Genomic DNA, 24804 nt, shown 5'->3' on the forward strand with positions numbered 1-24804 from the left:
CCGCTCGGCCTAGTCGCAGTCGCGGCAGATCGGCTGGCCGTTCTTCTCGCGTGCCAACTGGCTCCTGTGGTGCACGAGGAAGCAGCTCATGCACGTGAACTCGTCGGCTTGCTTGGGCAGGACCCTCACGGCCAGTTCTTCGTTGGACAGGTCCGCGCCGGGCAGCTCCAGTCCTTCGGCCGCGTCGAACTCGTCGACGTCGACGGCGGACGCCGTCTTGTCGCTCCGTCGGGCCTTCAGCTCTTCAAGGCTGTCCTGGTCGACGTCGTCATCGGTCTTGCGTGGGGTGTCGTAATCCGTTGCCATGTCGCTCTCCCCCTCTGGGTGTCTGCGGTGTCTCAGCGCACGTAACGCGTGAGAGGCCGGACTTGTGCCCGACCCGAGGCGGAGATTTTGCCTCACATCAAGGTCTGTTACTCAATCGACACCCAAAAGGACCGCTCGGGACTGATCGGCTTGGGTGGCGATGGGGACCGTACACGGTCCCGGTGTCGTGCTTCACGGGCGCCACCCCGTGTACTTCCCGTGATATCGGGCCCCGAAAACCCCGACTTTTGCGGGTTTTCCGGCGATGACCCCGGTCACGGAGCGTTGACGTCCTGATATTCGCTTCTGTGATCGATCACACACGGCCGCTCCGGGTCCAGGTCCCGAAAATTCCGCTCAAAGCGAACAAATTCATGTACGCGCGGATCGCTCCGCCCAGCCTCTCAGACCGGCAGTGAGACACGCATCACAAGACCACCCCCCTCACGGGGCTCCGCGACGATCCGGCCACCGTGAGCGCGCGCCACGGACCGCGCGATCGACAGCCCGAGCCCCACCCCCTTGTCGCTGCCCGTTCGCTCCGTACGCAGCCGTCTGAAGGGCTCGAAGAGGTTGTCGATCTCGTACGCAGGCACCACGGGGCCCGTGTTCGAGACCACCATCACCGCATGACCGGACTGCAGCTCGGTGGTGACCTCCACCCAGCCCTGCTCGGGGATGTTGTAGCGCACCGCGTTCTGCACGAGGTTCAGCGCGATCCGCTCCAGCAGGACGCCATTGCCCTGGATCACGGCGGAGGCCAGCTCGGCACGGATCTCCACGCCCCGTTCCTCCGCCTCGCCGCGCGTCTGATCGATCGCGCGCGAGGCCACCTCGGAGAGGTCGACCGGTTTGCGCTCGACGATCTGGTTGTCGCTGCGGGCGAGCAGCAGCAGCCCCTCGACCAGCTGCTCACTGCGCTCGTTGGTGGCCAGCAGGGTCTTGCCGAGCTGTTTCAGCTCGGGCGGGGCCTGCGGATCGGAGAGATGGACCTCCAGCAGCGTCCGGTTGATCGCGAGCGGGGTCCGCAGCTCGTGCGACGCGTTCCCGACGAACCGCTGCTGGGCGGTGAAGGCCCGCTCCAGGCGGTCCAGCATCTCGTCGAAGGTGTCGGCGAGCTCCTTCAGCTCGTCGTCCGGGCCGTCCAGCTCGATCCGGCGGGACAGATCCGTTCCGGCCACCCGGCGGGCGGTGCGGGTGATCCGGCCCAGCGGGGAGAGCACCCGGCCCGCCATGGCGTAGCCGAAGGCGAAGGCGATGACGCTGAGGCCGACCAGGGCCAGCAGCGATCGGTTCAGCAGGGTGTCCAGCGCCTGCTGGCGCTGATGGTTGACGCAGGAGTTCATCGCCGCGTTGAAGGCGTCCGGCGTCGACTTCTCGTTGAAGTTGCACACGTCACTGGTGACCTGACCGCTCACGATCTTGAACGGCAGCTCGCTGCCCACGTGCAGGGCCTGTGCGGCCAGCATGTAGATGATCGACAGCAGGAGGATGCCCGCGATCAGGAACATGCCGCCGTACAGCAACGTGAGCCGTATCCGGATGGTCGGGCGCAGCCAGTAGGGCGGCTCCTGCTGTTTGGGCTCCCAGGTGGGCTTCGGAGGCGCCGTCGGCGGCGCGGGGGCGGAGGGCATCGGCCGTCAGATCCGGTAGCCGGAGCCGGGTACGGTGACGATCACGGGCGGCTCGCCGAGTTTGCGGCGCAGCGTCATGACCGTCACCCGGACGACATTGGTGAACGGGTCGGTGTTCTCGTCCCAGGCCTTCTCCAGCAGCTGCTCGGCCGAGACGACCGCGCCCTCGCTGCGCATCAGGACCTCCAGCACGGCGAACTCCTTCGGCGCGAGCTGGATCTCGGCCTCGCCCCGGAAGACCTCACGTCGGTTGGGGTCGAGCTTGATGCCCGCGCGCTCCAGGACGGGCGGCAGCGCCACCGTCGTACGCCGGCCCAGGGCCCGCACCCGTGCCGTGAGCTCGCTGAAGGCGAACGGCTTGGGCAGATAGTCGTCGGCGCCCAGCTCCAGGCCCTCGACCCGGTCGCTGACGTCGCCGGACGCGGTGAGCATGAGCACCCGGGTGGGCATGCCCAGCTCGACGATCCGGCGGCAGACGTCGTCGCCGTGCACCAGGGGGAGGTCCCGGTCCAGCACCACGACGTCGTAGTCGTTGACCTCGACGCGTTCCAGGGCCGCGGCACCGTCGTACACGACATCGACGGCCATGGCCTCACGGCGCAGCCCGGTGGCCACCGCATCGGCGAGCAGCTGCTCGTCCTCCACGACGAGTACGCGCACGGCGCTGTCCTTCCTTAGAAAAATCAGACGGAAAATTCAGAACGTCCCGATGTGCTCACGATCCGTGATGCGGGCCGCTCATCGGTGATGCTCTGTGCTGCTCCATCCTGCCCGCAACGCGCATAAACCGGCGGTAAGGCGGCGCTGGCCCGCCCCGGGCCCCGGGGAATGCGCCGGATTTCCCGGTCAGTTGAGGTTTCTCTGAGCTTGAGGCTGGGGAGGACGCATTCACACCCGCGATCACGCCTTGAATGTGGCGTACCACTGGCCGCTCCGTCCCCGGAGAGCGCGTGATCACCCGCCCTACCGCCTCCGCGCGGAGGGAAACCCGGGCACACCCCCGTGCCACCGACCCACGATGAGGGGGCGCATTATGGACGCTTTCACCGCAGGTCTGCTGCAACGAATCAGGGCAACCGAGTCCGACCTCACGAAAGCGCGCGAGACGGGCGACGACTTCCTCGCGGATGTCGAGCAGGGCGAGCTGGACGACCTGCACCGCCTCGCCGCCGAGCACGGCGTCGAAATCGGCGCCACCAGCGTCTGAGCCGCGCGAGAAGGGCCCCTGATGCCGCTGTCCGGCGTCAGGGGCCCTTCTCGCGCGCCGGAGGACTCCGGCCGACCGGGGTTTCAGTCGTGCCAGGCTCCGAACTCCTCCAGGAGGCTCTGCAGCGGCTCGAAGACACCCGGTGTCGCGGCCACCGTCAGGTCGCCGTCGGCGGGCAGCCCGGGACGGCCGCCGGTGCACGCTCCCGCCTCCCTGGCGATGAGGTCCCCGGCAGCGAGGTCCCACGGGTGGAGCCCGCGCTCGTAGTAGCCGTCGAGACGGCCGGACGCGACATCGCAGAGGTCCACGGCGGCGGAACCGCTGCGCCGGATGTCACGCAGCCGCGGAATGAGCTTCTGGGCCACGTCCGCCTGGTGCGTCCGGACGTGACCGACGTAGTTGAAGCCGGTCGAGACGAGCGCCTGGTCGAGCGGCGGCGCGGGTCGGCAGCGCAGTGCGGTGCCCTCACCGTACGCACCGCCCCTCGCGTACGCCCCGCCGCCGAGCACCGCCTGGTACGTCTCGCGGCGCATCGGTGCCTCCACGACTCCCACGATCCGTTCGCCGTCCCGTTCGGCGGCGATGGAGACGGCCCATGTCGGCAGCCCGTAGAGGTAGTTCACCGTGCCGTCGAGCGGATCGATGACCCAGCGGATACCGCTGCTGCCCGCCGCGCTGGCCCCTTCCTCACCGAGGAAGCCGTCCCGGGGGCGGCGTTCGGCGAGGAAACCGGTGATCAGCTTCTCGGCGGCGATGTCCATCTCGGTGACGACGTCGATGGGGCTGGACTTGGTCGCTGCCACTCCCAGGTCGGCCGGACGGCCGTCGCGCAGCAGCGCACCGGCGCGCTGGGCGGCCTCCAGGGCGAGGTCGAGCAGTTCGGTGGGGTTCGGGTCGGTCACGGCGCTCCAGGGGGCTCAGACGTGCGGCAGGGGGCTTGTCACGCGTACGGGCTGTCGGCGCCCGCGGCGGCGGGCCTGGAAGCCCGCGCCGGGCAGCAGCCGACCGGGCAGAGGTCGTGGCTCGGGCCGAGCGCGCCCAGCGCGCAGGGCCGCGCGCCGCGCCCCTGTTCGGCGGCTGCGCGCTCCAGCACCAGCTCCCGCGCGGCGGCGGCGAACCGGGGATCGGCGCCCACGGTCGCGGACCTGCGCACCGGGAGTCCGAGCTCGGCGGCCTTCGCGGTGGCCTCCGTGTCGAGGTCGTAGAGCACTTCCATGTGGTCCGAGACAAATCCGATGGGGGCCATCACCACGGCGGGTACGCCCGCGCCGTGCAGCGTCTCCAGGTGGTCGCAGATGTCCGGCTCCAGCCACGGGATGTGCGGGGCGCCGCTGCGCGACTGGTAGACGAGCTGCCAGGGGTACTCCACGCCGGTCTCCTCGCGCACGGCGTCGACGATCAGCCGGGCGACGTCGAGGTGCTCGGCGACATAGGCGCCGCCGTCGCCGTGCGTCTCCACCGGGCCGGAGGTGTCGGCGGCGGAGACGGGGATGGAGTGCGTGGTGAACGCGAGGTGCGCCGCGCCCCGTACGTCCTCGGGGAGGTCGGCCAGCGAGGCGAGGACACCGTCCACCATGGGCTGCACGAACCCGGGATGGTTGAAGTAGTGCCGCAGCTTGTCGACCCGGGGCACCGGCAGGCCCTCGGCCTCCAGGACGGCGAGGGATTCGGCCAGGTTCTCGCGGTACTGCCGGCAGCCCGAGTAGGAGGCGTAGGCGCTGGTGGCGAGGACGGCGATGCGGCGGTGCCCGTCGGCTGCCATCTCGCGCAGCGTGTCGGTGAGGTACGGCGCCCAGTTGCGGTTTCCCCAGTACACCGGCAGATCGAGCCCGTTCTCCGCGAAGTCCGTGCGCAGGGCGTCCAGCAGGGCTCTGTTCTGGGCGTTGATCGGGCTGACGCCGCCGAACAGGAAGTAGTGCTTGCCGACCTCCTTCAGCCGTTCCTCGGGAATGCCGCGGCCACGGGTCACATTCGCCAGGAACGGGACCACGTCGTCCGGGCCTTCGGGGCCACCGAAGGAGAGGAGCAGGAGGGCGTCGTAGGGAGCGGGATCGCGCAGATCGGACATGGCACCGATCCTGCCACCCGCCTCGGACGGCACTCCCACCGACATCGGCTCCCGGCCCACCCCCGTGCCGGGGCGCCCGCCCCGACCGTAAGCTGTACCGGCCATATTCACGCATTACTGGCGCGTGTGATCACGCTGTTCCGGAGCCCTCCTTGCCCAGTCCCTACCGTGCGATTTTCGCCGCCCCCGGCACCAAGGGGTTCTCGGCGGCCGGATTCCTAGGCCGGATGCCGCTGTCCATGATGGGCATCGGCGTGGTGACCATGGTTTCCCAGCTCACCGGCCGTTACGGGCTCGCGGGCGCGCTCTCCGCGACGCTGGCGATGTCGGCGGCGGTGATCGGGCCGCAGATCTCCCGGCTGGTCGACCGGCACGGGCAGCGCCGCGTGCTGCGCCCCGTGACCCTGGTCGCGCTGGCGGCGGTGGCCGGCCTGCTGATCTGTGCGCAGCAGCGGCTGCCGGACTGGACGCTCTTCGTCTTCGCGGCGGGCGCCGGCTCCGTCCCCAGCGTGGGATCGATGATCCGGGCGCGCTGGGCGGACATCTACCGCGGATCGCCGCAGCAGTTGCACACCGCGTACTCGTGGGAGTCGATCGTCGACGAGGTGTGCTTCATCTTCGGGCCGATCATCTCGATCGGCCTGTCCACCGCATGGTTCCCGGAGGCGGGACCGCTGCTCGCGGCCGGCTTCCTGCTGGTCGGCGTCTTCTGGCTGACCGCGCAGCGTGCCACCGAGCCGGTGCCGCATCCGCGCGAGCAGCACAGCGACGGCTCCGCGCTGCGCTCCACGGGGCTGCGGGTGCTGGTGGTGACGTTCGTGGCGACGGGGGCGATCTTCGGGGCCGTCGACGTGGTGACGGTGGCCTTCGCCGAGGAGCGGGGCCACAAGGCGGCGGCGAGCCTCGTGCTGGCCGTGTACGCGCTGGGGTCCTGTCTGGCCGGAGCCGTTTTCGGCCTGCTTCACCTCAAGGGGCGGGCTGCCACCCGGTGGCTGGTGGGTGTGTGTGCGATGGCCGTGAGTATGATCCCCCTCCAACTGGCCGGGAGCCTCCCGTTTCTGGCCGTGGCGCTCTTTGTCGCGGGCCTCGCCATCGCACCGACGATGGTGACCACCATGGCCCTCGTCGAACAGCACGTACCGCGCACCAAACTGACCGAGGGCATGACCTGGACCAGCACCGGGCTCGCCGTCGGTGTGGCGCTCGGCTCCTCTGCCGCCGGCTGGGTGGTCGACGCGTCCGGGGCCGAGGCGGGGTACGCGGTGCCCGCCGTGGCGGGAGCGCTCGCGGCCGCGGTGGCGTTCCTGGGGTATCGCCGGCTCAGCGGGCCGGTTCCTACGGAAGGGCGCGGGGCAGATGACCGAAACCGACGCACGGACGACGACGAACGCGTGGCGTAACTGGGCTGGGAACGTCAGCGCCCGTCCGGTACGGGCCGTGTCCCCCGCCTCCGTGCCGGAACTCGCCGAGGCTCTGCGCCGGGCGTCCGAGGACGGGCTGAGGGTGAAGCCGGTCGGCACCGGGCACTCCTTCACCGCGACGGCGGCCACGGACGGTGTGCTGATACGCCCGGATCTGCTCACCGGCATCCGGAAGATCGACCGCGAGGCGATGACGGTGACCGTCGAGGCCGGCACCCCGCTCAAGCGGCTGAACACCGCTCTGGCCAGGGAGGGCCTGTCGCTCACCAACATGGGCGACATCATGGAGCAGACGGTCGCCGGGGCCACCTCCACCGGAACCCACGGCACCGGTCGAGACTCGGCGTCCATATCCGCGCAGATCCGCGCCCTCGAACTCGTCACGGCCGACGGCACGGTGCTGACCTGTTCGGAGAAGGAGAACGCCGACATCTTCGCCGTCGCCCGGATCGGGCTGGGTGCCCTGGGCGTCGTCACGGCGATCACCTTCGCCGTGGAACCCGTCTTCCTGCTGACGGCCCGCGAGGAACCGATGGGCTTCGACCGGGTCACGGCGGATTTCGACGAGCTGGTCGCCGAGAACGAGCACTTCGAGTTCTACTGGTTCCCGCACACCGGCAACTGCAACACCAAGCGCAACAACCGCAGCGCGGGCCCCGCCGCCCCGCCCGGCAAGGTCAGCGGCTGGATCGAGGACGAGCTCCTCTCCAACGGGGTCTTCCAGGTGGCCTGTTCGCTCGGCCGCGCGGTACCGGCCACCATTCCCTCGATCGCCAGGATCTCCAGCCGTGCCCTGTCGGCCCGTACGTACACGGACATCCCGTACAAGGTCTTCACGAGCCCGCGGCGGGTGCGCTTCGTGGAGATGGAGTACGCGCTGCCGCGCGAGGCCGCCGTGGAGGCACTGCGCGAGGTCAAGGCCATGGTCGAGCGGTCGCCCCTGCGGATCAGCTTCCCGGTGGAGGTCCGTACCGCCCCGGCGGACGACATCGCGCTCTCCACGGCCTCGGGCCGGGAGAGCGCGTACATCGCCGTCCACCTCTACAAGGGCACGCCCTACCAGGCGTACTTCACGGCGGTCGAGCGGATCATGACGGCCCACGCCGGCCGGCCGCACTGGGGCAAGGTCAACACCCGCGACGCCGAGTACCTCGCCGGGGTGTATCCGCGGTTCGGCGAGTTCACCGCCGTACGCGACCGGCTGGACCCGGACCGGCTCTTCGGCAACGACTATCTGCGCCGGGTACTGGGCGACTGAGCGCCGCGGCCGTTCACTGTCCGGTGCCCGTGCCCGGGGTGACGCTGTCGCCCTGCGCGGGGGCGTCGCCCGCACCCGTGGTGTTCGGGCCGGTGCTGCCGCCGCTGCCGGGCGCCGACGGGGAGGGCGTGGCCGCCGGGGACGGGGCGGTCACGCCTCCGGTGTTGTCGGACGGCGTGGGGCTGGGCGTCGGATCGGCCGAGGAACGGTCGCCCTGACCGGCGTCGGGGCTGCCGCTCCGCCCGTCCTGCGGGCTCGTGCCGGGCGTCGCACCGCTCTCCTGGCCGGAGGTCTGCCCCTGGCCGGGTTCCCCGCTGGTCGACGGTGCCGGGTCGGTCGACCCCGAGCCCCGTTCCCCGCCGCGTACGACGGATCCCACAGTGGTTCCCGGGCCGCCGCTCAGGCCATTGCCGGAGACCAGCTCGAACGTGGTGATCCCGCCCATCGTCACGGCGAACACGACGGCCGCCCCGAGCGCCGACCGCTTCCAGCCGCGGAGGCGGGTGCCGTGGGTGGTGGCTTCGGAGAACTCCTCGTCCTGGTGCACAGGGCCCGCCGCGGCCGACCGCGTCCCGTCGAACTGCCGCAGCAGCCGCGTACGGTCCGGATCCACCGGCACGCCGCGCAGCACCGCCGTGGCGTCGGACTCACGCAGCACGGTCGTGGCGTCCACGGCGGGCATCGCCGTGGTGGCGTCCGCGGCCCCGTCGGGGGTCGCGTCCGGTGGCCGCCGCTCCCCCTGTACCCCGCGCGCGTCGACGGTCTCCCGCGTACGCACGGTCGCATCCCGGCCCGGGTGCTTCACCTGCACCGTGACCTCACGGATCTGCTCCCCCGTGCGGCGGAAGAAGTGCTGGAAGACCGAACCGCCACAGGTGGCGACGACGCTCATGACGCCCGCGCCGAGGATCGTCCCGTACACCCCCAGCTGGGAGGCGGCCACGGCCGCCGCGACCGCTGCCACCGCACTGCCCGCCACCTGCGGCAGGCTCAGATCTATGCGCCTTTCTTTGGGTTCTATGTCACTTTCCGGCTTCTGCACCATTTCCAGCCCTTGATTGACATCTCTCCCACCATGCAACAGGAAGGGACATGTGAGCGAAGTGAATAGTTCCGCTTCAAGAGATTCTGTGAAGCAGGACACGCGTGAAGGCCGCCCGCATCGGGCCGGGCGACCCAACTCCCGCACCTCACGAGAACTTCGGCGGCGCGGCGGTCCACCCACATGGCCCGAATGGAGTACTGTGGCGAGCCCTGGGGCAGGACTCCCACACGGGTGTCCGGGATCTTCGGGAGGGGGCCGAAGGAGGCACTCGATCCGGCGGCGCCACGGCATCGCACGGGGACTGGCTACATGAGGTGACCAGTGGTCACTTTGTGTTGCACAATAGGTCACCGTGTCATACCGGCGATCAAGGGCTCACGCCCGACACGCCGGGCAACACGGCAATGTTGTGGCAGGCTGCACCCGGGCAGGCCACACTCGACTAGCGGAAGCAGCGACGCACGTGACGTCGGCAGGCACCACCCGGGAGGTCCCCATGCCCGAACTGCGTGTCGTGGCCGTCTCCAACGACGGCACACGACTGGTGCTCAAGGCTGCGGACAGCACGGAGTACACGCTTCCGATCGACGAGCGGCTGCGAGCCGCCGTGCGCAACGACCGCGCGCGGCTCGGCCAGATCGAGATCGAGGTGGAGAGCCATCTCCGCCCCCGCGACATCCAGGCCCGGATACGAGCCGGCGCCTCCGCGGAGGAAGTCGCTCAGTTCGCCGGCATCCCGGTCGACCGTGTCCGCCGCTTCGAGGGCCCCGTGCTCGCGGAGCGCGCCTTCATGGCCGAGCGGGCCCGGAAGACTCCTGTGCGCCGTCCCGGCGAGAACACCGGCCCCCAGCTCGGCGAGGCGGTAAAGGAGCGGCTGCTGCTGCGCGGCGCCGACAAGGAGACCGTCCAGTGGGATTCCTGGCGCCGCGACGACGGCACCTGGGAGGTCCTGCTGGTCTACCGGGTCGCCGGCGAGCCGCACTCGGCGAGCTGGACGTACGACGCGCCGCGCCGCCTGGTCCAGGCCGTGGACGACGAGGCGCGTTCGCTGATCGGCGAGACCGACGACGTCGCCGCGCCCGAGCCGAGCTTCCCGTTCGTGCCCCGGATCGCAAGGCTGCCTCGCGACAGGCCGCTCGACCGTGCCCTGGACCGCCAGATGGAGCGCTCCACGGCCCCGGCCCCCGTGCCCGAGCCCGAGGAGCACATCGGCGGCATCTCGGCCGGCGAGCGCGATTCGCTGACCAGCCTGCTGGAGGCGGTACCGAGCTTCCGTGGCGACATGGTGGTGCCGGAGCGGCCCGCGCCGCCCGAGCCCCCGGCCATCGAGCCCGCCGCACAGGAACCGGAGGCCGATGAGCCGCCCGCCGCGGCCGCCTCCGCCGGCGCCGGTTCCGCCTACGCGGATGTGCTGATGCCGCGGGCGGTGGCGGGTCACCGTGACCGGCTGACCGGGACGACGGATCGCCAGGCCGAGGCGGACGGCGTCCGGCCGGGCCGCCGGGCCGCCGTGCCGAGCTGGGACGAGATCGTCTTCGGTACGCGCCGCAAGAAGCAGGACTGAGCGGGGTGACCGCAGCATGACGAGGGCCCGTACGCCACTGCGTACGGGCCTTCGGGCCTTACGCACCCCTCGCGACGGATGCGTCCCGGCCGCGCGCGGCCGGGACGCCCTGCGGCGGTGCCGGTCGATCCGCCCGGCGCAGGCCTCGTTACTGGGGGGCGGGGCCCGTGGCCACCGGGCGGGACTCGTCCGCGGACCACTCGGACCAGGAACCCGCGTACAGCGCGGCAGAGATGCCGGCGACGGCCAGCGCCAGCACCTCATGGGCACCGGACACGCCGGAGCCGCAGTAGACGCCGACCTCCGGCGCCCGGTCGGCACCGAGCCCCTCGAAGCGGGCCGCCAACGACCGGGCGGGCAGGAATCGGCCGTCGTCCCGCGCGTTCTCGGAGGTCGGGGCCGAGACAGCACCCGGGATGTGCCCACCCACCCGGTCGATCGGCTCCACATCGCCCCGGTAGCGCTCGGCGGCCCGCGCGTCGAGCAGCAGTCCGGTACGAGCCAGCGCCGCCGCCCCGTCCGCGTCCAGCAGTGGCAGCGCACCGGGGGCCGGCCGGAAGTCGCCCTCGGCCGGGATCGGGGTCTCTTTCTGGAGATCTCCCTCCCAGGCGGCGAGACCGCCGTCCAGGACCCGCACGTCCTCGTGCCCCGTCCATCGCAGCAGCCACCAGGCGCGCGCCGCCGCCCAGCCCTGGCCGCCGTCGTACACGACCACCGGAGTGCCCCGGGAGACACCGGCCCGGCGCATCACCGCGCCGAACTCCTCCGGATCGGGCAGCGGATGACGGCCGCCGGCGCCTGCCGGTCCGGCAAGTTCCGCGTCCAGATCGACAAAGACCGCGCCGGGGATGTGCCCGGCCTCGTAATCGGGTCGGCCGTGCGGGCCGCCCAGCTGCCAGCGTACGTCCAGGAGCACCGGCGGACGTGGCCCCGCCGATTCGCTCGCGTATTCGGATGCCGTGATGATGGGCTTCATGGGTGCCATCCTCGCGCAGGAGCCGCCCCACTCGTCATACCGTCGAAGCGGACGTACCACACGAAACCGGCCTCCCTCAGTCGAGATCCCGGAAAGTGCGGCGCGGCCGGGGCACATCGTGCGCCGGGTGGTGCAAGCATCTGCACGGGGCGTACACATCCTGTACCGCACGGCGGCACACCGGCCCCGTTCCCCCCGTACGGCCACCACGATGGTCCGAGGAGAGAGTGACGATGACCGAGGCTGCCGCCCGGCGCACGCCTGGAACACCTTGCTGGGTGAGTCTGATCGTGCACGGACTGAGCGCGACCCAGGACTTCTACGCCGCCCTGTTCGGCTGGGAGTTCGTGCCCGGACCGGATCAGCTGGGTCCGTACGTCCGCGCGCTGATCGACGGGAAAGTGGTCGCGGGCATCGGACAACTGCCGCCCGAACGCCATCTGCCGGTCGCCTGGACGACCTATCTGGCCACCGACAACGCCGATGTCACGGCGGAGATGATCCGCTCCTGCGGCGGCACGGTGGCCGTCGGACCGCTCGACGCGGGTCAGGCGGGCCGGCTCGCCATCGCCTCCGATCCCAGCGGCGCGGTCTTCGGAATCTGGCAGGCCGCCGCGCACATGGGTACGGCACTCGCGGGCGCCCACGGCACCCCGGTCTGGAACGAGCTGGTGACCCGCGAGACGTCAACGGTCTGCAAGTTCTACCAGACGGTCTTCGGCTACGAGCCCGAGGCCGTGGTCTCGGCCGATTTCGACTACCAGACCCTGCATCTGCACGGCCGCCCGGTGGCCTCGCTGCACGGCGTCGGACGCACACTGCCGCGTGACCGGGGGCCGCACTGGATGACGTACTTCGAGGTCGACGACACCGATGAGGCCGCCCATCGCGTGGTGGATCTCGGCGGATACATCCTGCAGCCGCCCCGGGAGGGATCGAGCGGCCGGGTGGCGACCGTGGCGGACCCGGAGGGCGCGGCGTTCACGATCGTGCGGTCGGCGGCTCGCTGACCGCCGGGCCCGGCGGTCAGCCGGCCCGGACCCGCTCGACATGGCGGTGGGCGGGGCCGGCCAGTCGGGCATGTATCTCGTCGAAGAGTTCGGACGCTTCGGTTCCGCTCCACTCCGCCGGCAGCAGTTCACGCGCCACGCCCGGGTCGAGGTAGACGAGCCGACGCCAGTCGGTGAGGACCCTGATGTACGTCGTGAACGCCTCGCGGTCCGTCACCGGTGCGCCGCTCGCGATCTGCTCGGCCACCGGACGGTGCGCCGCGAGGAATTCGACGTACAGCCGCTGCAGGCGGATGGTGTCCCACCAGGAGCGGACCTTCGTGGCCAGGTCCGCCGCGCCGTCCTCGCCCCCGGCCACGGAGAGGTAGTCGGCCCGGAACAGGTCGGCGTACGACCGCAGCCCGTGCCGGGCCAGCATGTCCTCCGCCTCACCATGCACATGCCCTGGTGCGATCCACACCCCGGCCGACACGGACCCGAAGCCGAGCCGGGTCAGTTGGGTGCGCAGGGTGTGCCGCTTGGCCCGTTCGGACTCGGGCACGGAGAAGACGACCAGCACCCAGCCCTCGTCCACCGTGGCCCTGCGGGCCGCGAAGATGCGCGGATCACCGTCGCGCAGAATGCGTTCGGTCTCGGGGGAGATCCGGTATCCGGCGGCTCCGGAGACCGATTCCGCATCGAGCAGTCCGGCGCGCTTCAGCCGGGAGACCGAGGAGCGCACGGTGGGGCCCTCGACACCGAGGTCGGCGAGCAGCTGGATCAGGGACGCCACGGACATCCAGCCGTCGGTGTCGCGCGCGTACAGTCCGTAGACCGTCACGATCAGCTGCCTCGGCTGCACCTTGCCCAGCGGGCCCGGTTCGGACTCGGCCTCTTTTGCGCTCACCGTGTTCACAGCGTCATCCTAAGCATCCGTACTCGACGCCGGAGGGGCGGATCAGGCAGAGGAGACGGGCAGCACATCCGGGGAGAGCGCGCCGGCGCGGGCGCTCGCGCTGGTCGTCCTGCGCTGGTGGTGACGGCGGCACAACACCTCGTAACCGACCTCGCCCGCCTGCTGATTGACGTCTCCCACCACCACCTGGGCGCCCTCGACGACCATCTCGCCGCCGACCGTTCGGGCATTGTGCGTGGCCCTGGCGCCGCACCAGCAGAGCGCTTCGACCTGGAGCGTCTCGACGCGGTCGGCCAGTTCGATCAGCCGCTGGGATCCGGGGAACAGCTTGGTCCGGAAGTCCGTGGTGATACCGAACGCGAAGACGTCCATGTCGAGGTCGTCGACGACACGGGCGAGCTGATCGATCTGGACGGGGGCCAGGAACTGCGCCTCGTCCACGATCACGTAGTCCGCCCGGCCGCCCCGGCTTATCCGGTCGACGAGGTGCGCGTAGAGGTCCATGCCCTCGTCGGCCTCGACGGCCTCGGTGACGAGACCCAGACGTGAGGAGAGCTTCCCCTCCCCCGCCCGGTCGTCACGGGTGAAGATCACACCTTCCAGGCCACGCGCCGAACGGTTGTGGCCGATCTGCAGCGCCAGCGTGCTCTTTCCGCAGTCCATCGTTCCGGAGAAGAACACAAGCTCGGGCATGAGGGGCTGAGGACCTTTCGGACGGGGCGAGGCAGGACCGGGAAACGGTGACGACGGACCTGCGAGGGGAAAAACGCGGTCACGAGCGTACTTCGAGCAGCGGCACGAGCTGCTCGACGGGGGTCATCGAGCCGTGCATGCCCACCATCGCGGACTCGTGCGGCTCATTGACCGAGGCGGTGATCACCACGTCGTCGTGGGCCGCCGCGACGACATCGCCGATCCTCCCGTGGACACGCTCATCGATCTTCGGGCCGAACCAGCCGGCCGCGATCGCCTCGTCCCGGCTCGCCACCCAGAACTGTTCCCCGAGCACTTCCCGCCAGACGGTCAGTACGTCGTTCTCGGCCCCCGGGACCGCGTACACATGCCGTGCCCGGCCCTCGCCACCGAGCAGGGCGACGCCCGCACGCAGCTCCCAGTCCTCGTCGAAGTCGATCCGGGACCGCTCGTCGAAGGGGATGTCGATCATGCCGTGGTCGGCGGTGATGTACAGCGCCGAGCGGGGCGGGAGCTGTTCGGCCAGCCGGCGGGCCAGGCCGTCCACGTACATCAGCTGACCCCGCCAGGCGTCGGAGTCCACGCCGAAGCGGTGGCCCTTGCCGTCGACCTCGCTGTAGTAGGTGTAGACGAGTGAGCGGTCACCGGCGGCGAGCCGTTCGGCGGCGACGTCCATCCGCTCCTCGCCGGACAGCAGGCCGAGGAACGAGCCCCCGCTGAGTGCGACCTCGGTCAGCGGGGTCTGCTCGAAGGCGGGTGCGGAGACCTGCGCGGTGCACACCCCCGCGGCCTCGGCGAGCGAGAAGACGGTGGGGTACGGCTGCCAGGCCTTCGGCGAGGTCCAGGGCTTCCAGCGGAGCTGGTTCATCAGCTCGCCGGTCTCCGGATTGCGCGCGGTGTAGCCGGGCAGGCCGTGCTCGCCGGGCGGAAGTCCGGTGCCGACCGAGGCCAGCGACGTCGCAGTGGTGGCCGGGAAGCCCGCCGTCACCGGACGGCCGGTGCCGCCGCGCGAGGTGTTGAGCAGGGAATGCAGAAACGGTGCCTCGTCCGGGTGGGCCTTGATCTGCTCCCAGCCGAGGCCGTCGATCAGGAACACGCAGTTCCGATCGGCCGGGGTGAGTTCGGGGATCGACGCCGTGAAGCCCGGTACGTCCTGTCCGGCGACGAGTGTGGGCAGCAGATCGCAGAGCGAGCCGCTGCCGTACTCCGGCACCGGGGCGGTGTCGACGGGGAGCAGAACAGGGTCCTGCCAGGCCGGCTGGGCCATCAGCGGCCGTTCGCCGCGGTCGCGGCCGTGGCCTCGGAGAGCGACTGCGCGAAGGCAAGCGTCTGGCGCACGGTGTCCGGACCGTCACCGGCCTCACTGACCCGCAGACTCAGATCGTCGGCGGTGGAGCTGCCGGTGTAACCGTGGTCGGCCTCGCAGTTGGGGTCGCCGCAGGCGGCCGGCTCCAGGTCGAGGCGGGAGACGGCGCCCCAGCCGATGGTGAGGACGACCTCGCGGGGCAGCGTGCCCGGTACGTACTTCTCGGGGTTGGCCACGACACGGCTGACCACGACCGACGAGATCCGGTCCAGCTTGACCGACTCCGTGGAGGTGGTGGCGTACGGCGTGGGGGAGCTGGTGTCCGCGTTCTGCTCGTCGGTGTGGCTGACGATGAATCGGTTGTCCGTCAGGACCAGGACCGTGACATGGCGCCGCACCTCGTTGGAGTCGAAGGTGGTCTCCTGGTGCACAAGGTACGAAGCGACCGGCTCGCCGCCCACGGCGGCCTCCACCGCCTCGGCCACGAGGGCCGGGTAGTAGCCACTGCGCTCGATCGCCGCGCGCAGCCCCTGGGTCGTCGTACCGGTCTTAGCCATGAGGACCATCCTACGGGGGACGGACGACTGCCGGGGACGTTGTGCGGCAGGGTCGACCTGGGCCCGAGCGGTGAGCGGACGCGCGCATTCACGTCCGTCCGGCGACGGATGACGAAGCCTGCCGCCCGGGTCAGTAGTTGGGGAGCCGACGGGGGCCGAGGTCGGTGCGGGCCGGGGGCGGTGAGAGCCGGACGCTCGCGCCGAGAACGGACAGCCCCTGGGTGGCGACCACGACCGGTTCCAGGGCGATGGAGACCACCTCGGGGTGGTCGTCTACCAGCCTGGACACCCGCAGCAGCAGTTCTTCCAGCGCCGCGGTGTCCACGGGTGCCGCGCCACGCCAGCCGAACAGCACCGGGGCGGCCCGGATGGACCGGATCAGCTCGGCGGCGTCGCGGTCGGTGGCCGGAACGAGGCGGTGGGCGGTGTCGCCGAGGAGCTCGGAGGGCGCGCCCGCGAGTCCGAAGGAGAGGACGGCGCCGGCCGCCGGGTCGATCGCGGCCCGGACGACGGTGTCGACGCCGCGCGGCGCCATGGCCTGGACGACGGGCTGGAGTTCGACAGGTTTGCCGAGCAGGTCGGTCAGTTCGCCGTAGGCCCGGCGAAGTGCGTTCTCGTTGGCGAGGTCCAGCCGGACACCGCCGAGATCGGCCCGGTGGCGCAGATGGGGGGCGGTGGTCTTGAGCGCCACGGGGTAGCCGAGCCGGGCAGCCGCGGCGACGGCGGTCTCGGGGTCGGGGGCCGGGAGGGTCGGTCGCACGGTGATGCCGTAGCGGCCCAGGAGTTCCCGCGCCTCGTCGGGCGCGAGCGGCCGGCCCCGCGGGTCGGGATCGGAGCCGAGCAGGGCCTGGATCAGGTCGGCGGCACCCGGCTCGTCGATGGTGTCGTCGAGGAACTCGGGCACCTTGCCCGGCACCGCGGCCTGCCGTCGCCACTGCGCGTACCTCACCGCTTCGGCCAGGGCCCGCACGGCACGCTCGGCGGCGGGGTAGGCGGGGATCCGGCCGTTGCCGGGGCCGGATCCGGGGCCGTCCGCTCCGTCCGTTCCGGTGGCGGCGGCACGTGGTGTCGCGGGTCGTGCGGGGCCGGTGGGCCCGCGGTCGGCGCCGGATGCCGCAGGAGCAGGCGGGGGGTCGGTGGCGATTCCCTGCGGGGAGGCGGCGGTTCCGGCGTACGTGGAGGTGGGGGCGCCGAGGGGCCGCGCCGAGGGGCGCGGCGGCGCGACCGTGCTGGTGGCCGCTGCGAGAGCCTCCGCCAGGCCGCCGATCTCCACATGGACGACGGCCACCGGCTTGGCGGGTCCGGCGGCCGCGGCCGCGTGCAGTGCGGTCGCCAGCACCTCTCCGTCGCCCGACTCCGCCTCGCCGTCCTCTCCCACCCACGGGATCGCCGTCACGACGACCGAGTCGCAGCCTTCGTCGGCGAGTGCCTCGGTCAGTGCGTCGCGGAAGTCCTGCGGGGTGGCGGCGGTGGTGAGGTCGCGGGGCGGGCGCGGGCGCAGCCCCTCGGCCAGGCAGGCGTCGTACGTGAGCAGACCGAGCGACTCGGAGTTGCCGAGGATCGCGACCCGCGGCCCCGCCGGGAGCGGCTGGTCGGCGAGGAGGAGGCCCGCGTCGACCATCTCCGTCACCGTGTCGACGCGGATCACGCCCGCCTGCCGCATGAGCGCCGAGACCGTCGCGTCGGGGATCCGGCTGACCGGCACCGCGTGGCCGGGCGGAGTGGAGCCGCTGTGCCGGGCGCCCTTCACCACGACCACCGGCTTCACGGCCGCGGTGCGCCGTGCGAGGCGGGTGAACTTGCGGGGGTTGCCGATCGATTCGAGGTACAGCAGGGCGACATCGGTGTCCGGGTCCTCGTACCAGTACTGGAGGAAGTCGTTGCCCGAGATGTCGGCGCGGTTGCCTGCCGAGATGAAGGTGGAGAGACCGGCTCCGCGCCGGTAGAGCCCGGAGAGCAGCGCGATGCCGATCGCACCGGACTGGGTGAACAGGCCGATGCGTCCGGGCGCGGGCGGCTCGGGGGCCAGGGAGGCGTTCAGCCGGACGGCCTCGGCGTTGTTGATGACGCCGAAGGCGTTCGGGCCGATGATCCGCATCCCGTACGAGCGGGCCTGGCGGACGAGTTCCCGCTGTCGTTCCCTGCCTTCGGCACCCCATTCGGCGTACCCGGCGGAGAGGACGACCAGGCCCTGGACGCCGTGCTCGCCGCAGTCGGCCACGGCATCCGGAACCCGGTCGGCGGGGACGGCGACGACCGCCAGGTCGACCGGTTCGTCGATCTCGCCGACCGAACGGTGCGCGGGGACACCGTCGATCGTGCCCTGGTCGGCGGGGAAGGCGCGGTTCACGGCATGGGTGCGGCCGGTGAAGCCGGCACCGAGGAGATTGCGCAGGACCGTGCGACCGACCCCGCCGGGAGTGCGGCCGACGCCGATGACGGCGACGGATCCGGGGGCGAGGAGCCGTTGCACGGAGCGGGCCTCGGCCCGCTGCTCGCGGCCGCGCTGGACCGCGAGCGACTCCGCGGTCGGTTCGAGGTCCAGGGTGAGATGGACGGAACCGTCCTCGAAGCTGCGCTGCTGGGTGTAGCCGGCGTCCCGGAACACCTTGATCATCTTGTTGTTGGCGGGCAGCACCTCGGCCGCGAAGCGGCGGATGCCCCGCTCGCGGGCGACGGCCGCGATGTGTTCGAGGAGCGCCGAGGCCACACCCCGGCCCTGATGCGCGTCCTGGACGAGGAAGGCGACCTCGGCCTCGTCGGCGGGCGCGGAGGCGGGCCTGCCCCGCTCGTCGATCCGGTCGTAGCGGACGGTCGCGATGAACTCACCGCCGACCGTGACCGCGAGGCCCACCCGGTCGACGTAGTCGTGATGGGTGAAGCGGTGCACATCACGGTCGGACAGACGCGGGTACGGGGCGAAGAAGCGGTAGTACTTCGATTCGTCGGAGACCTGCTCGTAGAAGCTGACCAGCCGTTCGGCGTCGTCCGTGGTGATGGGCCTGATCCGCGCCGTCCCCCCGTCCCGGAGGACGACGTCCGCTTCCCAGTGGTCGGGATACGCGTGCTGCGGACTCTGCTCCGGCGAGGGCTGCATGGGCCAAGACTACGGCTCCGTCAGCGGTCGCGTAGGGGCTGGGGCCGGGGCAGTCTGAGGGGGCCGATCGGCGGTACAGCACAGGTTCTGGGCGTGCTGCGGCTCGGCCGGAGCATCGCGCACCACATGAGAGACTGGTCTAGACAACCATTGATTCCTGAAGGGCAGAACCATGGCTGAGCGCCGCGTCAACGTCGGTTGGGCCGAGGGCCTGCACGCCCGTCCCGCTTCCATATTCGTTCGTGCCGCCACGGCTTCCGGCATCCCCGTGACGATCTCCAAGGCCGATGGCAACCCGGTGAACGCCGCCTCCATGCTCGCGGTGCTCGGTCTCGGCGCGCACGGCGGCGAGGAGATCGTGCTGGCATCCGAGGCCGACGACTCCGAAGCCGCCCTGGACCGCTTGGCGAAGCTGGTCGCCGAAGGGCTCGACGAACTTCCGGAGACCGTCTGAACCATTTCCTGCGAGAGAGCCGCGGCACCCTTATTCGGGACCGCGGCTCCACGCATTTCCGAGCAGGGACGATCGAAGAGAATTCGGGCAGCCCAAAGAGACCCGAACGGAATTACCAGCCTTTGTATACGGCGTGATTATTGATTCCGAACACCTGAAGCGTTTACGGGGTGTTACGAATTGCTCACCCGGCCGACGCGGGGCGCGGCCGGCCGACGGCTCGGCCGGTCGGCACGGCGCAGCCGGTGCACGGCCGTGGCCCGCTCGGCGTGCTGGGTGGCCAGCACCCTCGCCCGCTCCGCGTCGCCGCGCGTCACCGCGTCCACGATGGCTCCGTGCTCCGCCCAGGAATCCACCGGGCGGACCGGCTGGTCGACCACGTACATCCAGGCGATCTTGTGCCGCAGCTGCGTGAGCGTCGCGATCAGGCTGGAACTGCCCGAGGCCTGCGCCAACGTCTCGTGGAACCAGCCGCCCAGTGAGCGCAGGTCCTCCCCCTCACCCCGCCTGGCCCGCTCCTGACCGAGTCTGACCAGACCGCGCAGCACCTTGAGATGCGCCTCGGTGCGGCGCTGCGCGGCGCGCGCGGCACCCAGCGGCTCCAGCAGCGCCCGAACCTCCAGGAGGTCTGCGGCCTCCTGCTCCGTGGGCTCGGCGACACAGGCTCCCGCGTGCCGACGGGTGACCACGAACCCCTCGGACTCCAGGGTGCGCAGCGCTTCCCGTACCGGGACACGGGACACCCCGTAACGGCGCGCCAACAACTCCTCGGTGAGCCGGCTGCCGCGTTCGAAGACGCCGGAGACGATGTCGTCACGGATTGCCGTGCATACCGAATGCGCCGGAATGCGCATGTCCGAACCTCCGCCTCAATCCCCGCAAAACGCGACCGCCCCGACCGACGCCTGTTCTGCGACTCTATTGCAATGCGGCCACATTTCCGATGCCGGATGGAAATTCATGAATATCTTTTGGTCGCGCGGGGCCGGCCCGGCGGACAGCAGCAGGGCGGTTCGGCGGCCGGGCCCGGGGAGGGGCGGGCGCGGGTGTCGGGCACGACGAAGGCCCCGGCGTGACGCCGGGGCCTTCGAAGGGGTGTTGCGGACGGGTGCCGGTCAGACGTTGACACCGTGGGCGCGCAGGTACGCGACGGGGTCCATGTCGGATCCGTACGAGGGCGTGGTCCGGGCCTCGAAGTGGAGGTGCGGGCCGGTGGAGTTGCCGGTCGAGCCGGAGAGACCGATCTGCTGCCCGGCACCGACGCTCTGGCCGACGGAGACTCCGATCGAGGAGAGGTGGCCGTACTGCGTGTACGTACCGTCCGTCATCCGGAGGACGATGTTGTTGCCGTACGCGCCACCCCAGCCGGCCTCGACGACCGTTCCTGCGCCGACGGCGACGACGGAGCTGCCGGACACGGCGTGGAAGTCGATGCCCGAGTGGCTGCCGGAGGACCAGAGCGATCCGCTGGACTTGTAGCCGGTGGTGACGTACGAACCGGCGACCGGGAGCTGGAAGTAGCCCAGGCGGGTGCGCTCGGCGGACCGGGCGGCACGCACCTTCTCGGCACGCGCCTCGGCCGCCCGCTTCGCCTCGGCCTTCGCCTCCGCCGCCTTCTTCTCGGCCTCGGCCTTGCGCTGGGCCTGGGCCTTCGCCTCGGCCTGGTGCTTCTGTGCGTCGGCCTGGGCGGCGATCTGGTCGGCGAGTGCGCCCTGGATGGCGATGATCTGGTTCAGACCGGTCTCACTGACGGAGGGAGTCCCGGCGTCCGCGGCGAGGGCCGGAGAGGCCATGCCACCGATGACTCCGGTGGTCGCCAGAGCCGCGGCGCCGGCGATCTTGGCGCTCCCGCAGGTCAGTCGGCTCGGGGCACGATGCTTCCCGGCGGCACGGGTGAAAGCCATGTGGTGGCTGATCCTTTCCTTCCTTCTCGCCTACCGGGTTAGCTGACGGGTTCGGAGCAGGAAGGTCTCCTACGGACGCCCCGGCCTCACCGAGGATCAGGCATCCGATTCACCCCAGGGACTGCGTGGGTCCCCGGCTCCCCGGGCTCGCGCCTGACGGGGACTCGGCGATGACTGCCCGGTACGTCACGGTTGCGGCATACGAGTGGCGGACAGCCCAGCCGACGCTAAGCGGGGTCACTTTCATTCACCAAACGGACAGGCCGTTTTGTAGCGCATCCCACAGGACCGACAGGCAACCCCCGCCTCAGAACGGACAAAAGGGAGACCCTGGCGAGACATGACGCACAGGGTCTCCCTCTTGTCCCGGTATGAGCACCCATGGCGCATCGGTGGACCTACCGGGGCGACCGGCACTCAGCCGGTGCGACCTGCTCTTCCCGGAGTTCCGCCGGGTCGGTCCTCCGGCATCCGCGACGGCGTGCGACGACCGTCAGCCGGCGACCACAGACACCTCTCCGATGCCCAGGGCGCGGACCGGCTCCTCGATCCGCGCGGCGTCACCGACGAGGACCGTGACCAGGCGGTCGCCCGGGAAGGCGTTGACCACCGCTGCGGTCGCCTCGACCGTTCCGGTCTCCGCCAGCCGGGCGTACAGCTGTGCCTGGTAGTCGTCCGGGAGGTGCTGCTCGACCTGGTCGGCGAGAGTGCCCGCGACGGACGCCGCCGTCTCGAACTTCAGCGGTGCGACACCCACGAGATTCTGCACGGCCGTCTCGCGCTCCTCATCGGTCAGCCCCTCGGCCGCCAGGGTCCGCAGGACCGTCCACAGGTCCTGCAGCGCCGGTCCGGTGGACTCCGTGTCCACCGATCCGCTGATGGCGAGCATCGCGGCGCCGGTCGCCCCCGAGGCGGAGTCCGGGGCCGACGACCGCAGCACCTGGGCGAAGGCCCGCACGCCGTAGGTATAGCCCTTTTCCTCACGCAGCACACGGTCCAGCCGGGAGGTGAGCGTGCCGCCCAGGCAGTACGTGCCCAGCACCTGGGCCGGCCACACGCTGTCGTGCCGGTCGGCGCCGATACGGCCGATCAACAGCTGCGTCTGCACCGCGCCGGGACGGTCGACGATCACTACTCGGCCGGTGTCGTCGGCGGTGATCGGCGGGGCCGGACGGGGCTCGGCGGCGTCGCCCGACCAGTCACCGAGGGTGTCGGTGAGCAGCGCGTCGAGGTCGATACCGGTGAGGTCACCGACGACCACTGCGGTCGCCGTGGACGGCCTGACGTGGGCGTCGAAGAAGGCACGCACGGCCGCCGAGTCGATCCGCTCCACCGTCTCCTCGGTGCCCTGGCGCGGACGCGACATCCGCGCCGTGGCCGGGAAGAGCTCCTTGGAGAGCTGCTTCGCGGCTCGCCGGGCGGGGTTGGCCTGCTCGTGCGGGATCTCGTCGAGCCGGTTGCGCACCAGCCGTTCGATCTCGCTGTCGGCGAAGGCGGGCGACCGCAGCGCCTCGGCGACCAGCGCGAGCGCCTTGGCCAGCCGGGAGGCCGGGACCTCCAGGGATACCCGGACTCCGGGGTGGTCCGCGTGCGCGTCGAGGGTGGCGCCGCAGCGCTCCAGTTCGGCGGCGAACTCCTCGGCAGTGTGCTTGTCGGTGCCCTCGGACAGCGCCCGCGACATGATCGTGGCCACGCCGTCGAGGCCCTCGGGCTCCGCGTCCAGAGGGGCGTCGAGGAAGATCTCGACCGCCACCACCTGCTGGCCGGGGCGGTGGCAGCGCAGCACCGTGAGGCCGTTGGGCAGGGCGCCGCGCTCCGGCGCGGGAAACGCCCAGGGCCGCGCGACGCCGGGGGCGGGCTGCGGGTGGTACTGCATCGAAACTCCAGTCGCGGCAGCGTCGGTCACTTGTCCGCCCCTTCGTGCGCGTCGGTGTCGTCGGCGTCGTTCTCATCGGTGTCCGCTGCGTCCGCGGGCTCGACCGATTCGACCGGCTCGTAGACCAGCACCGCCCGGTTGTCGGGGCGCAGCTGGGCCTTGGCGACGGCCTGGACCTCTTCCGCGGTGACGTCGAGCACCCGCTGTACCGCGGTCAGGGCGAGTTGCGGGTCACCGAACAGCACGGCGAACCGGCAGAGTTCGTCGGCGCGGCCCGCGACCGTACCGAGCCGGTCCAGCCACTCCCGCTCCAACTGGGCCTGTGCACGCTCCATTTCCTCGGGCGTGGGACCCTCGGCCGCGAACCGGGCCAGCTCCTCGTCGACCGCGGCCTCGATCTGCGGCACCTCGACACCGCCGGACGTCTTGACGTCCAGCCAGCCGAGCGAGGGGGCACCGGCCAGCCGCAGCAGCCCGAATCCGGCCGCCACGGCCGTACGGTCACGGCGCACCAGACGGTTGTGCAGCCGCGACGACTCGCCGCCGCCGAGCACGGTCAGCGCGAGATCCGCCGCGTCGCACTCACGGGTGCCGTCGTGCGGCAGCCGGTAGGCGGCCATCAGTGCCCGCGCCGGAACCTCCTCGTGCACCTCTTCGCGCAGCTGCTCGCCGATGGTCTCCGGGAGCGTGCCGTCGCGCGGCGGCTGCTTGCCGTCGTGGGACGGGATGGAACCGAAGTACTTCTCGATCCAGGCGAGCGTCCGCTCGGGATCGATGTCGCCGACGACGGAGAGCACCGCGTTGTTGGGCGCGTAGTACGTTCGGAAGAAGGCACGCGCGTCCTCCAGGGTCGCCGCGTCCAGGTCGGCCATCGAGCCGATCGGCGTGTGGTGGTACGGGTGGCCCTCGGGATAGGCCAGGGCCGTCAGCTTCTCGAACGCCGTGCCGTAGGGAACGTTGTCGTAGCGCTGGCGCCGCTCGTTCTTGACGACGTCCCGCTGATTCTCCATGGACTCCTCGTCGAGCGCGGCGAGCAGCGAGCCCATGCGGTCGGCTTCCAGCCAGAGGGCCAGCTCCAGCTGGTGCGTGGGCATCGTCTCGAAGTAGTTGGTGCGCTCGAAGCTGGTGGTCCCGTTGAGCGAACCGCCGGCCCCCTGCACCAGCTCGAAGTGGCCGTTCCCCTTGACCTGGCCGGAGCCCTGGAACATCAGGTGCTCGAAGAGGTGAGCCAGACCGGTGCGTCCCTTGACCTCGTGGCGCGAACCGACGTCGTACCAGAGGCAGACCGCGGCGACCGGGGTCAGATGGTCCTCGGAGAGCACCACGCGCAGGCCGTTGGCCAGACGGTGCTCGGTCGCTGTCAAGCCGCCGGAGCCGGCCCGGGCTGTGGCCGTGTGACCCATGGGCATGTACGTCCCTTCGATCGCGATACTGGATTTCCTGCGAGACCTGCCACTGTAAGCAAGCGCACAGACACCTGACGAAGTTCCCATACCGCGGAAGTTCGCGTGAAAGAGGGGCGTGCCCCTTCCC

The 24804-nt window shown here is 71.0% G+C and carries 22 protein-coding genes and 1 riboswitch; of the genes, 6 read left to right on the forward strand and 16 right to left on the reverse strand.

Annotated features, from left to right (window positions below):
- Positions 1 to 9: 9 nt before the first annotated feature.
- The 3 genes from ACIRP2_RS15875 to ACIRP2_RS15885 all read right to left on the reverse strand — a co-directional run bounded on the left by ACIRP2_RS15875 (position 10) and on the right by ACIRP2_RS15885 (position 2600).
- Positions 10 to 306, reverse strand: a complete 297-nt coding sequence (locus tag ACIRP2_RS15875; RefSeq protein WP_003965732.1) for a DUF4193 domain-containing protein — start codon at positions 304 to 306, stop codon at positions 10 to 12.
- Between the two features lie 404 nt (positions 307 to 710).
- Complete coding sequence (locus tag ACIRP2_RS15880) at positions 711 to 1940, reverse strand: sensor histidine kinase (protein WP_404250536.1); 1230 nt, start codon at positions 1938 to 1940, stop codon at positions 711 to 713.
- Between the two features lie 6 nt (positions 1941 to 1946).
- Positions 1947 to 2600: a response regulator transcription factor gene (locus tag ACIRP2_RS15885; protein ID WP_266357093.1), complete on the reverse strand. Its 654-nt coding sequence runs from the start codon at positions 2598 to 2600 to the stop codon at positions 1947 to 1949.
- Positions 2601 to 2973: 373 nt separating this feature from the next.
- Between ACIRP2_RS15885 and ACIRP2_RS15890 the strand changes: the two genes are divergently transcribed.
- Positions 2974 to 3147 carry a hypothetical protein gene (locus ACIRP2_RS15890; RefSeq protein WP_404250538.1) on the forward strand — a complete coding sequence of 58 codons (174 nt, stop codon included), beginning with the start codon at positions 2974 to 2976 and terminating at the stop codon, positions 3145 to 3147.
- Positions 3148 to 3230: 83 nt separating this feature from the next.
- On the opposite strand, the gene ACIRP2_RS15895 is transcribed toward ACIRP2_RS15890, so the two are convergent.
- Both ACIRP2_RS15895 and ACIRP2_RS15900 read right to left on the reverse strand, forming a co-directional pair.
- Positions 3231 to 4049, reverse strand: coding sequence for an inositol monophosphatase family protein (locus ACIRP2_RS15895; RefSeq protein ID WP_404250540.1), 819 nt, complete (start codon positions 4047 to 4049; stop codon positions 3231 to 3233).
- 38 nt (positions 4050 to 4087) lie between these two features.
- Positions 4088 to 5215 (reverse strand): ferrochelatase, encoded by a 1128-nt coding sequence (locus ACIRP2_RS15900; protein WP_404250542.1) that lies wholly within the window; start codon positions 5213 to 5215, stop codon positions 4088 to 4090.
- A gap of 152 nt (positions 5216 to 5367) precedes the next feature.
- On the opposite strand from ACIRP2_RS15900, the gene ACIRP2_RS15905 reads away from it, so the two are divergent.
- Together ACIRP2_RS15905 and ACIRP2_RS15910 are read left to right on the forward strand one after the other, a co-directional pair.
- Positions 5368 to 6615 carry an MFS transporter gene (locus tag ACIRP2_RS15905; RefSeq protein WP_404250544.1) on the forward strand — a complete coding sequence of 416 codons (1248 nt, stop codon included), beginning with the start codon at positions 5368 to 5370 and terminating at the stop codon, positions 6613 to 6615.
- A complete protein-coding gene (locus tag ACIRP2_RS15910) occupies positions 6572 to 7894 on the forward strand; it encodes a D-arabinono-1,4-lactone oxidase (protein ID WP_404250546.1) in 1323 nt (440 codons plus the stop codon). The genes ACIRP2_RS15905 and ACIRP2_RS15910 overlap by 44 nt, the downstream gene beginning before the upstream one ends.
- Positions 7895 to 7907: 13 nt before the next feature.
- Here ACIRP2_RS15910 and ACIRP2_RS15915 read toward each other — a convergent pair whose 3' ends face one another.
- Positions 7908 to 8939 carry a hypothetical protein gene (locus ACIRP2_RS15915; RefSeq protein ID WP_404250548.1) on the reverse strand — a complete coding sequence of 344 codons (1032 nt, stop codon included), beginning with the start codon at positions 8937 to 8939 and terminating at the stop codon, positions 7908 to 7910.
- Positions 8940 to 9435: 496 nt separating this feature from the next.
- Here ACIRP2_RS15915 and sepH point away from each other — a divergent pair, with 496 nt between their 5' ends.
- A complete protein-coding gene (sepH, locus tag ACIRP2_RS15920; protein WP_404250550.1) occupies positions 9436 to 10503 on the forward strand; it encodes a septation protein SepH in 1068 nt (355 codons plus the stop codon).
- Positions 10504 to 10651: 148 nt separating this feature from the next.
- Here sepH and ACIRP2_RS15925 read toward each other — a convergent pair whose 3' ends face one another.
- On the reverse strand, positions 10652 to 11479 hold the full coding sequence (locus tag ACIRP2_RS15925) for a sulfurtransferase (RefSeq protein WP_404250552.1): 828 nt from the start codon (positions 11477 to 11479) through the stop codon (positions 10652 to 10654).
- A gap of 233 nt (positions 11480 to 11712) precedes the next feature.
- Here ACIRP2_RS15925 and ACIRP2_RS15930 point away from each other — a divergent pair, with 233 nt between their 5' ends.
- Positions 11713 to 12489 (forward strand): VOC family protein, encoded by a 777-nt coding sequence (locus ACIRP2_RS15930; protein ID WP_404250554.1) that lies wholly within the window; start codon positions 11713 to 11715, stop codon positions 12487 to 12489.
- 16 nt (positions 12490 to 12505) lie between these two features.
- Here ACIRP2_RS15930 and ACIRP2_RS15935 read toward each other — a convergent pair whose 3' ends face one another.
- The 5 genes from ACIRP2_RS15935 to ACIRP2_RS15955 form a co-directional block, all read right to left on the reverse strand.
- Positions 12506 to 13384 (reverse strand): PaaX family transcriptional regulator C-terminal domain-containing protein, encoded by an 879-nt coding sequence (locus ACIRP2_RS15935; protein WP_404250556.1) that lies wholly within the window; start codon positions 13382 to 13384, stop codon positions 12506 to 12508.
- Positions 13385 to 13426: 42 nt separating this feature from the next.
- Positions 13427 to 14077 (reverse strand): thymidine kinase, encoded by a 651-nt coding sequence (locus ACIRP2_RS15940; RefSeq protein WP_404250558.1) that lies wholly within the window; start codon positions 14075 to 14077, stop codon positions 13427 to 13429.
- A 79-nt stretch (positions 14078 to 14156) separates the two neighbouring features.
- A complete protein-coding gene (locus ACIRP2_RS15945; RefSeq protein ID WP_404250560.1) occupies positions 14157 to 15344 on the reverse strand; it encodes an alkaline phosphatase family protein in 1188 nt (395 codons plus the stop codon).
- A complete protein-coding gene (locus tag ACIRP2_RS15950; RefSeq protein ID WP_404250562.1) occupies positions 15344 to 15940 on the reverse strand; it encodes a DUF5998 family protein in 597 nt (198 codons plus the stop codon). The genes ACIRP2_RS15945 and ACIRP2_RS15950 overlap by 1 nt, the downstream gene beginning before the upstream one ends.
- A 130-nt stretch (positions 15941 to 16070) precedes the next feature.
- Positions 16071 to 19037 carry a GNAT family N-acetyltransferase gene (locus ACIRP2_RS15955; RefSeq protein ID WP_404250565.1) on the reverse strand — a complete coding sequence of 989 codons (2967 nt, stop codon included), beginning with the start codon at positions 19035 to 19037 and terminating at the stop codon, positions 16071 to 16073.
- 172 nt (positions 19038 to 19209) lie between these two features.
- Here ACIRP2_RS15955 and ACIRP2_RS15960 point away from each other — a divergent pair, with 172 nt between their 5' ends.
- Entirely contained in the window at positions 19210 to 19491 is a 282-nt protein-coding gene (locus ACIRP2_RS15960) for an HPr family phosphocarrier protein (protein WP_376211814.1), read from the forward strand.
- Positions 19492 to 19664: 173 nt separating this feature from the next.
- Here the strand turns inward: ACIRP2_RS15960 and ACIRP2_RS15965 are convergent, their stop codons facing one another.
- The 4 genes from ACIRP2_RS15965 to ACIRP2_RS15980 form a co-directional block, all read right to left on the reverse strand.
- Positions 19665 to 20345 (reverse strand): GntR family transcriptional regulator, encoded by a 681-nt coding sequence (locus tag ACIRP2_RS15965; protein ID WP_404250567.1) that lies wholly within the window; start codon positions 20343 to 20345, stop codon positions 19665 to 19667.
- A 261-nt stretch (positions 20346 to 20606) separates the two neighbouring features.
- A complete protein-coding gene (locus ACIRP2_RS15970) occupies positions 20607 to 21395 on the reverse strand; it encodes a M23 family metallopeptidase (protein ID WP_404250569.1) in 789 nt (262 codons plus the stop codon).
- A gap of 13 nt (positions 21396 to 21408) precedes the next feature.
- A riboswitch (cyclic di-AMP (ydaO/yuaA leader) is annotated at positions 21409 to 21575 on the reverse strand.
- Positions 21576 to 21888: 313 nt separating this feature from the next.
- Entirely contained in the window at positions 21889 to 23271 is a 1383-nt protein-coding gene (locus ACIRP2_RS15975) for a M16 family metallopeptidase (RefSeq protein ID WP_404250571.1), read from the reverse strand.
- 26 nt (positions 23272 to 23297) lie between these two features.
- A complete protein-coding gene (locus ACIRP2_RS15980) occupies positions 23298 to 24680 on the reverse strand; it encodes a M16 family metallopeptidase (RefSeq protein ID WP_404250573.1) in 1383 nt (460 codons plus the stop codon).
- Positions 24681 to 24804: the final 124 nt, after the last annotated feature.

The organism is Streptomyces sp. NPDC101194 (assembly GCF_044767885.1).
In the GTDB taxonomy this organism is placed as follows: domain Bacteria; phylum Actinomycetota; class Actinomycetes; order Streptomycetales; family Streptomycetaceae; genus Streptomyces.

Coding starts and splice junctions, on each gene's coding strand:
- ACIRP2_RS15965 (WP_404250567.1), bottom strand. CDS start 20,345: ATGCGCATTCCGGCGCATTCGGTATGCACGGCAATCCGTGACGACATC.
- ACIRP2_RS15900 (WP_404250542.1), bottom strand. CDS start 5,215: ATGTCCGATCTGCGCGATCCCGCTCCCTACGACGCCCTCCTGCTCCTC.
- ACIRP2_RS15980 (WP_404250573.1), bottom strand. CDS start 24,680: ATGCCCATGGGTCACACGGCCACAGCCCGGGCCGGCTCCGGCGGCTTG.
- ACIRP2_RS15970 (WP_404250569.1), bottom strand. CDS start 21,395: ATGGCTTTCACCCGTGCCGCCGGGAAGCATCGTGCCCCGAGCCGACTG.
- ACIRP2_RS15910 (WP_404250546.1), top strand. CDS start 6,572: ATGACCGAAACCGACGCACGGACGACGACGAACGCGTGGCGTAACTGG.
- ACIRP2_RS15880 (WP_404250536.1), bottom strand. CDS start 1,940: ATGCCCTCCGCCCCCGCGCCGCCGACGGCGCCTCCGAAGCCCACCTGG.
- ACIRP2_RS15915 (WP_404250548.1), bottom strand. CDS start 8,939: ATGGTGCAGAAGCCGGAAAGTGACATAGAACCCAAAGAAAGGCGCATA.
- ACIRP2_RS15930 (WP_404250554.1), top strand. CDS start 11,713: ATGACCGAGGCTGCCGCCCGGCGCACGCCTGGAACACCTTGCTGGGTG.
- ACIRP2_RS15890 (WP_404250538.1), top strand. CDS start 2,974: ATGGACGCTTTCACCGCAGGTCTGCTGCAACGAATCAGGGCAACCGAG.
- ACIRP2_RS15975 (WP_404250571.1), bottom strand. CDS start 23,271: ATGCAGTACCACCCGCAGCCCGCCCCCGGCGTCGCGCGGCCCTGGGCG.
- ACIRP2_RS15945 (WP_404250560.1), bottom strand. CDS start 15,344: ATGGCCCAGCCGGCCTGGCAGGACCCTGTTCTGCTCCCCGTCGACACC.
- ACIRP2_RS15955 (WP_404250565.1), bottom strand. CDS start 19,037: ATGCAGCCCTCGCCGGAGCAGAGTCCGCAGCACGCGTATCCCGACCAC.
- ACIRP2_RS15950 (WP_404250562.1), bottom strand. CDS start 15,940: ATGGCTAAGACCGGTACGACGACCCAGGGGCTGCGCGCGGCGATCGAG.
- ACIRP2_RS15940 (WP_404250558.1), bottom strand. CDS start 14,077: ATGCCCGAGCTTGTGTTCTTCTCCGGAACGATGGACTGCGGAAAGAGC.
- ACIRP2_RS15925 (WP_404250552.1), bottom strand. CDS start 11,479: ATGAAGCCCATCATCACGGCATCCGAATACGCGAGCGAATCGGCGGGG.
- ACIRP2_RS15875 (WP_003965732.1), bottom strand. CDS start 306: ATGGCAACGGATTACGACACCCCACGCAAGACCGATGACGACGTCGAC.
- ACIRP2_RS15960 (WP_376211814.1), top strand. CDS start 19,210: ATGGCTGAGCGCCGCGTCAACGTCGGTTGGGCCGAGGGCCTGCACGCC.
- sepH (WP_404250550.1), top strand. CDS start 9,436: ATGCCCGAACTGCGTGTCGTGGCCGTCTCCAACGACGGCACACGACTG.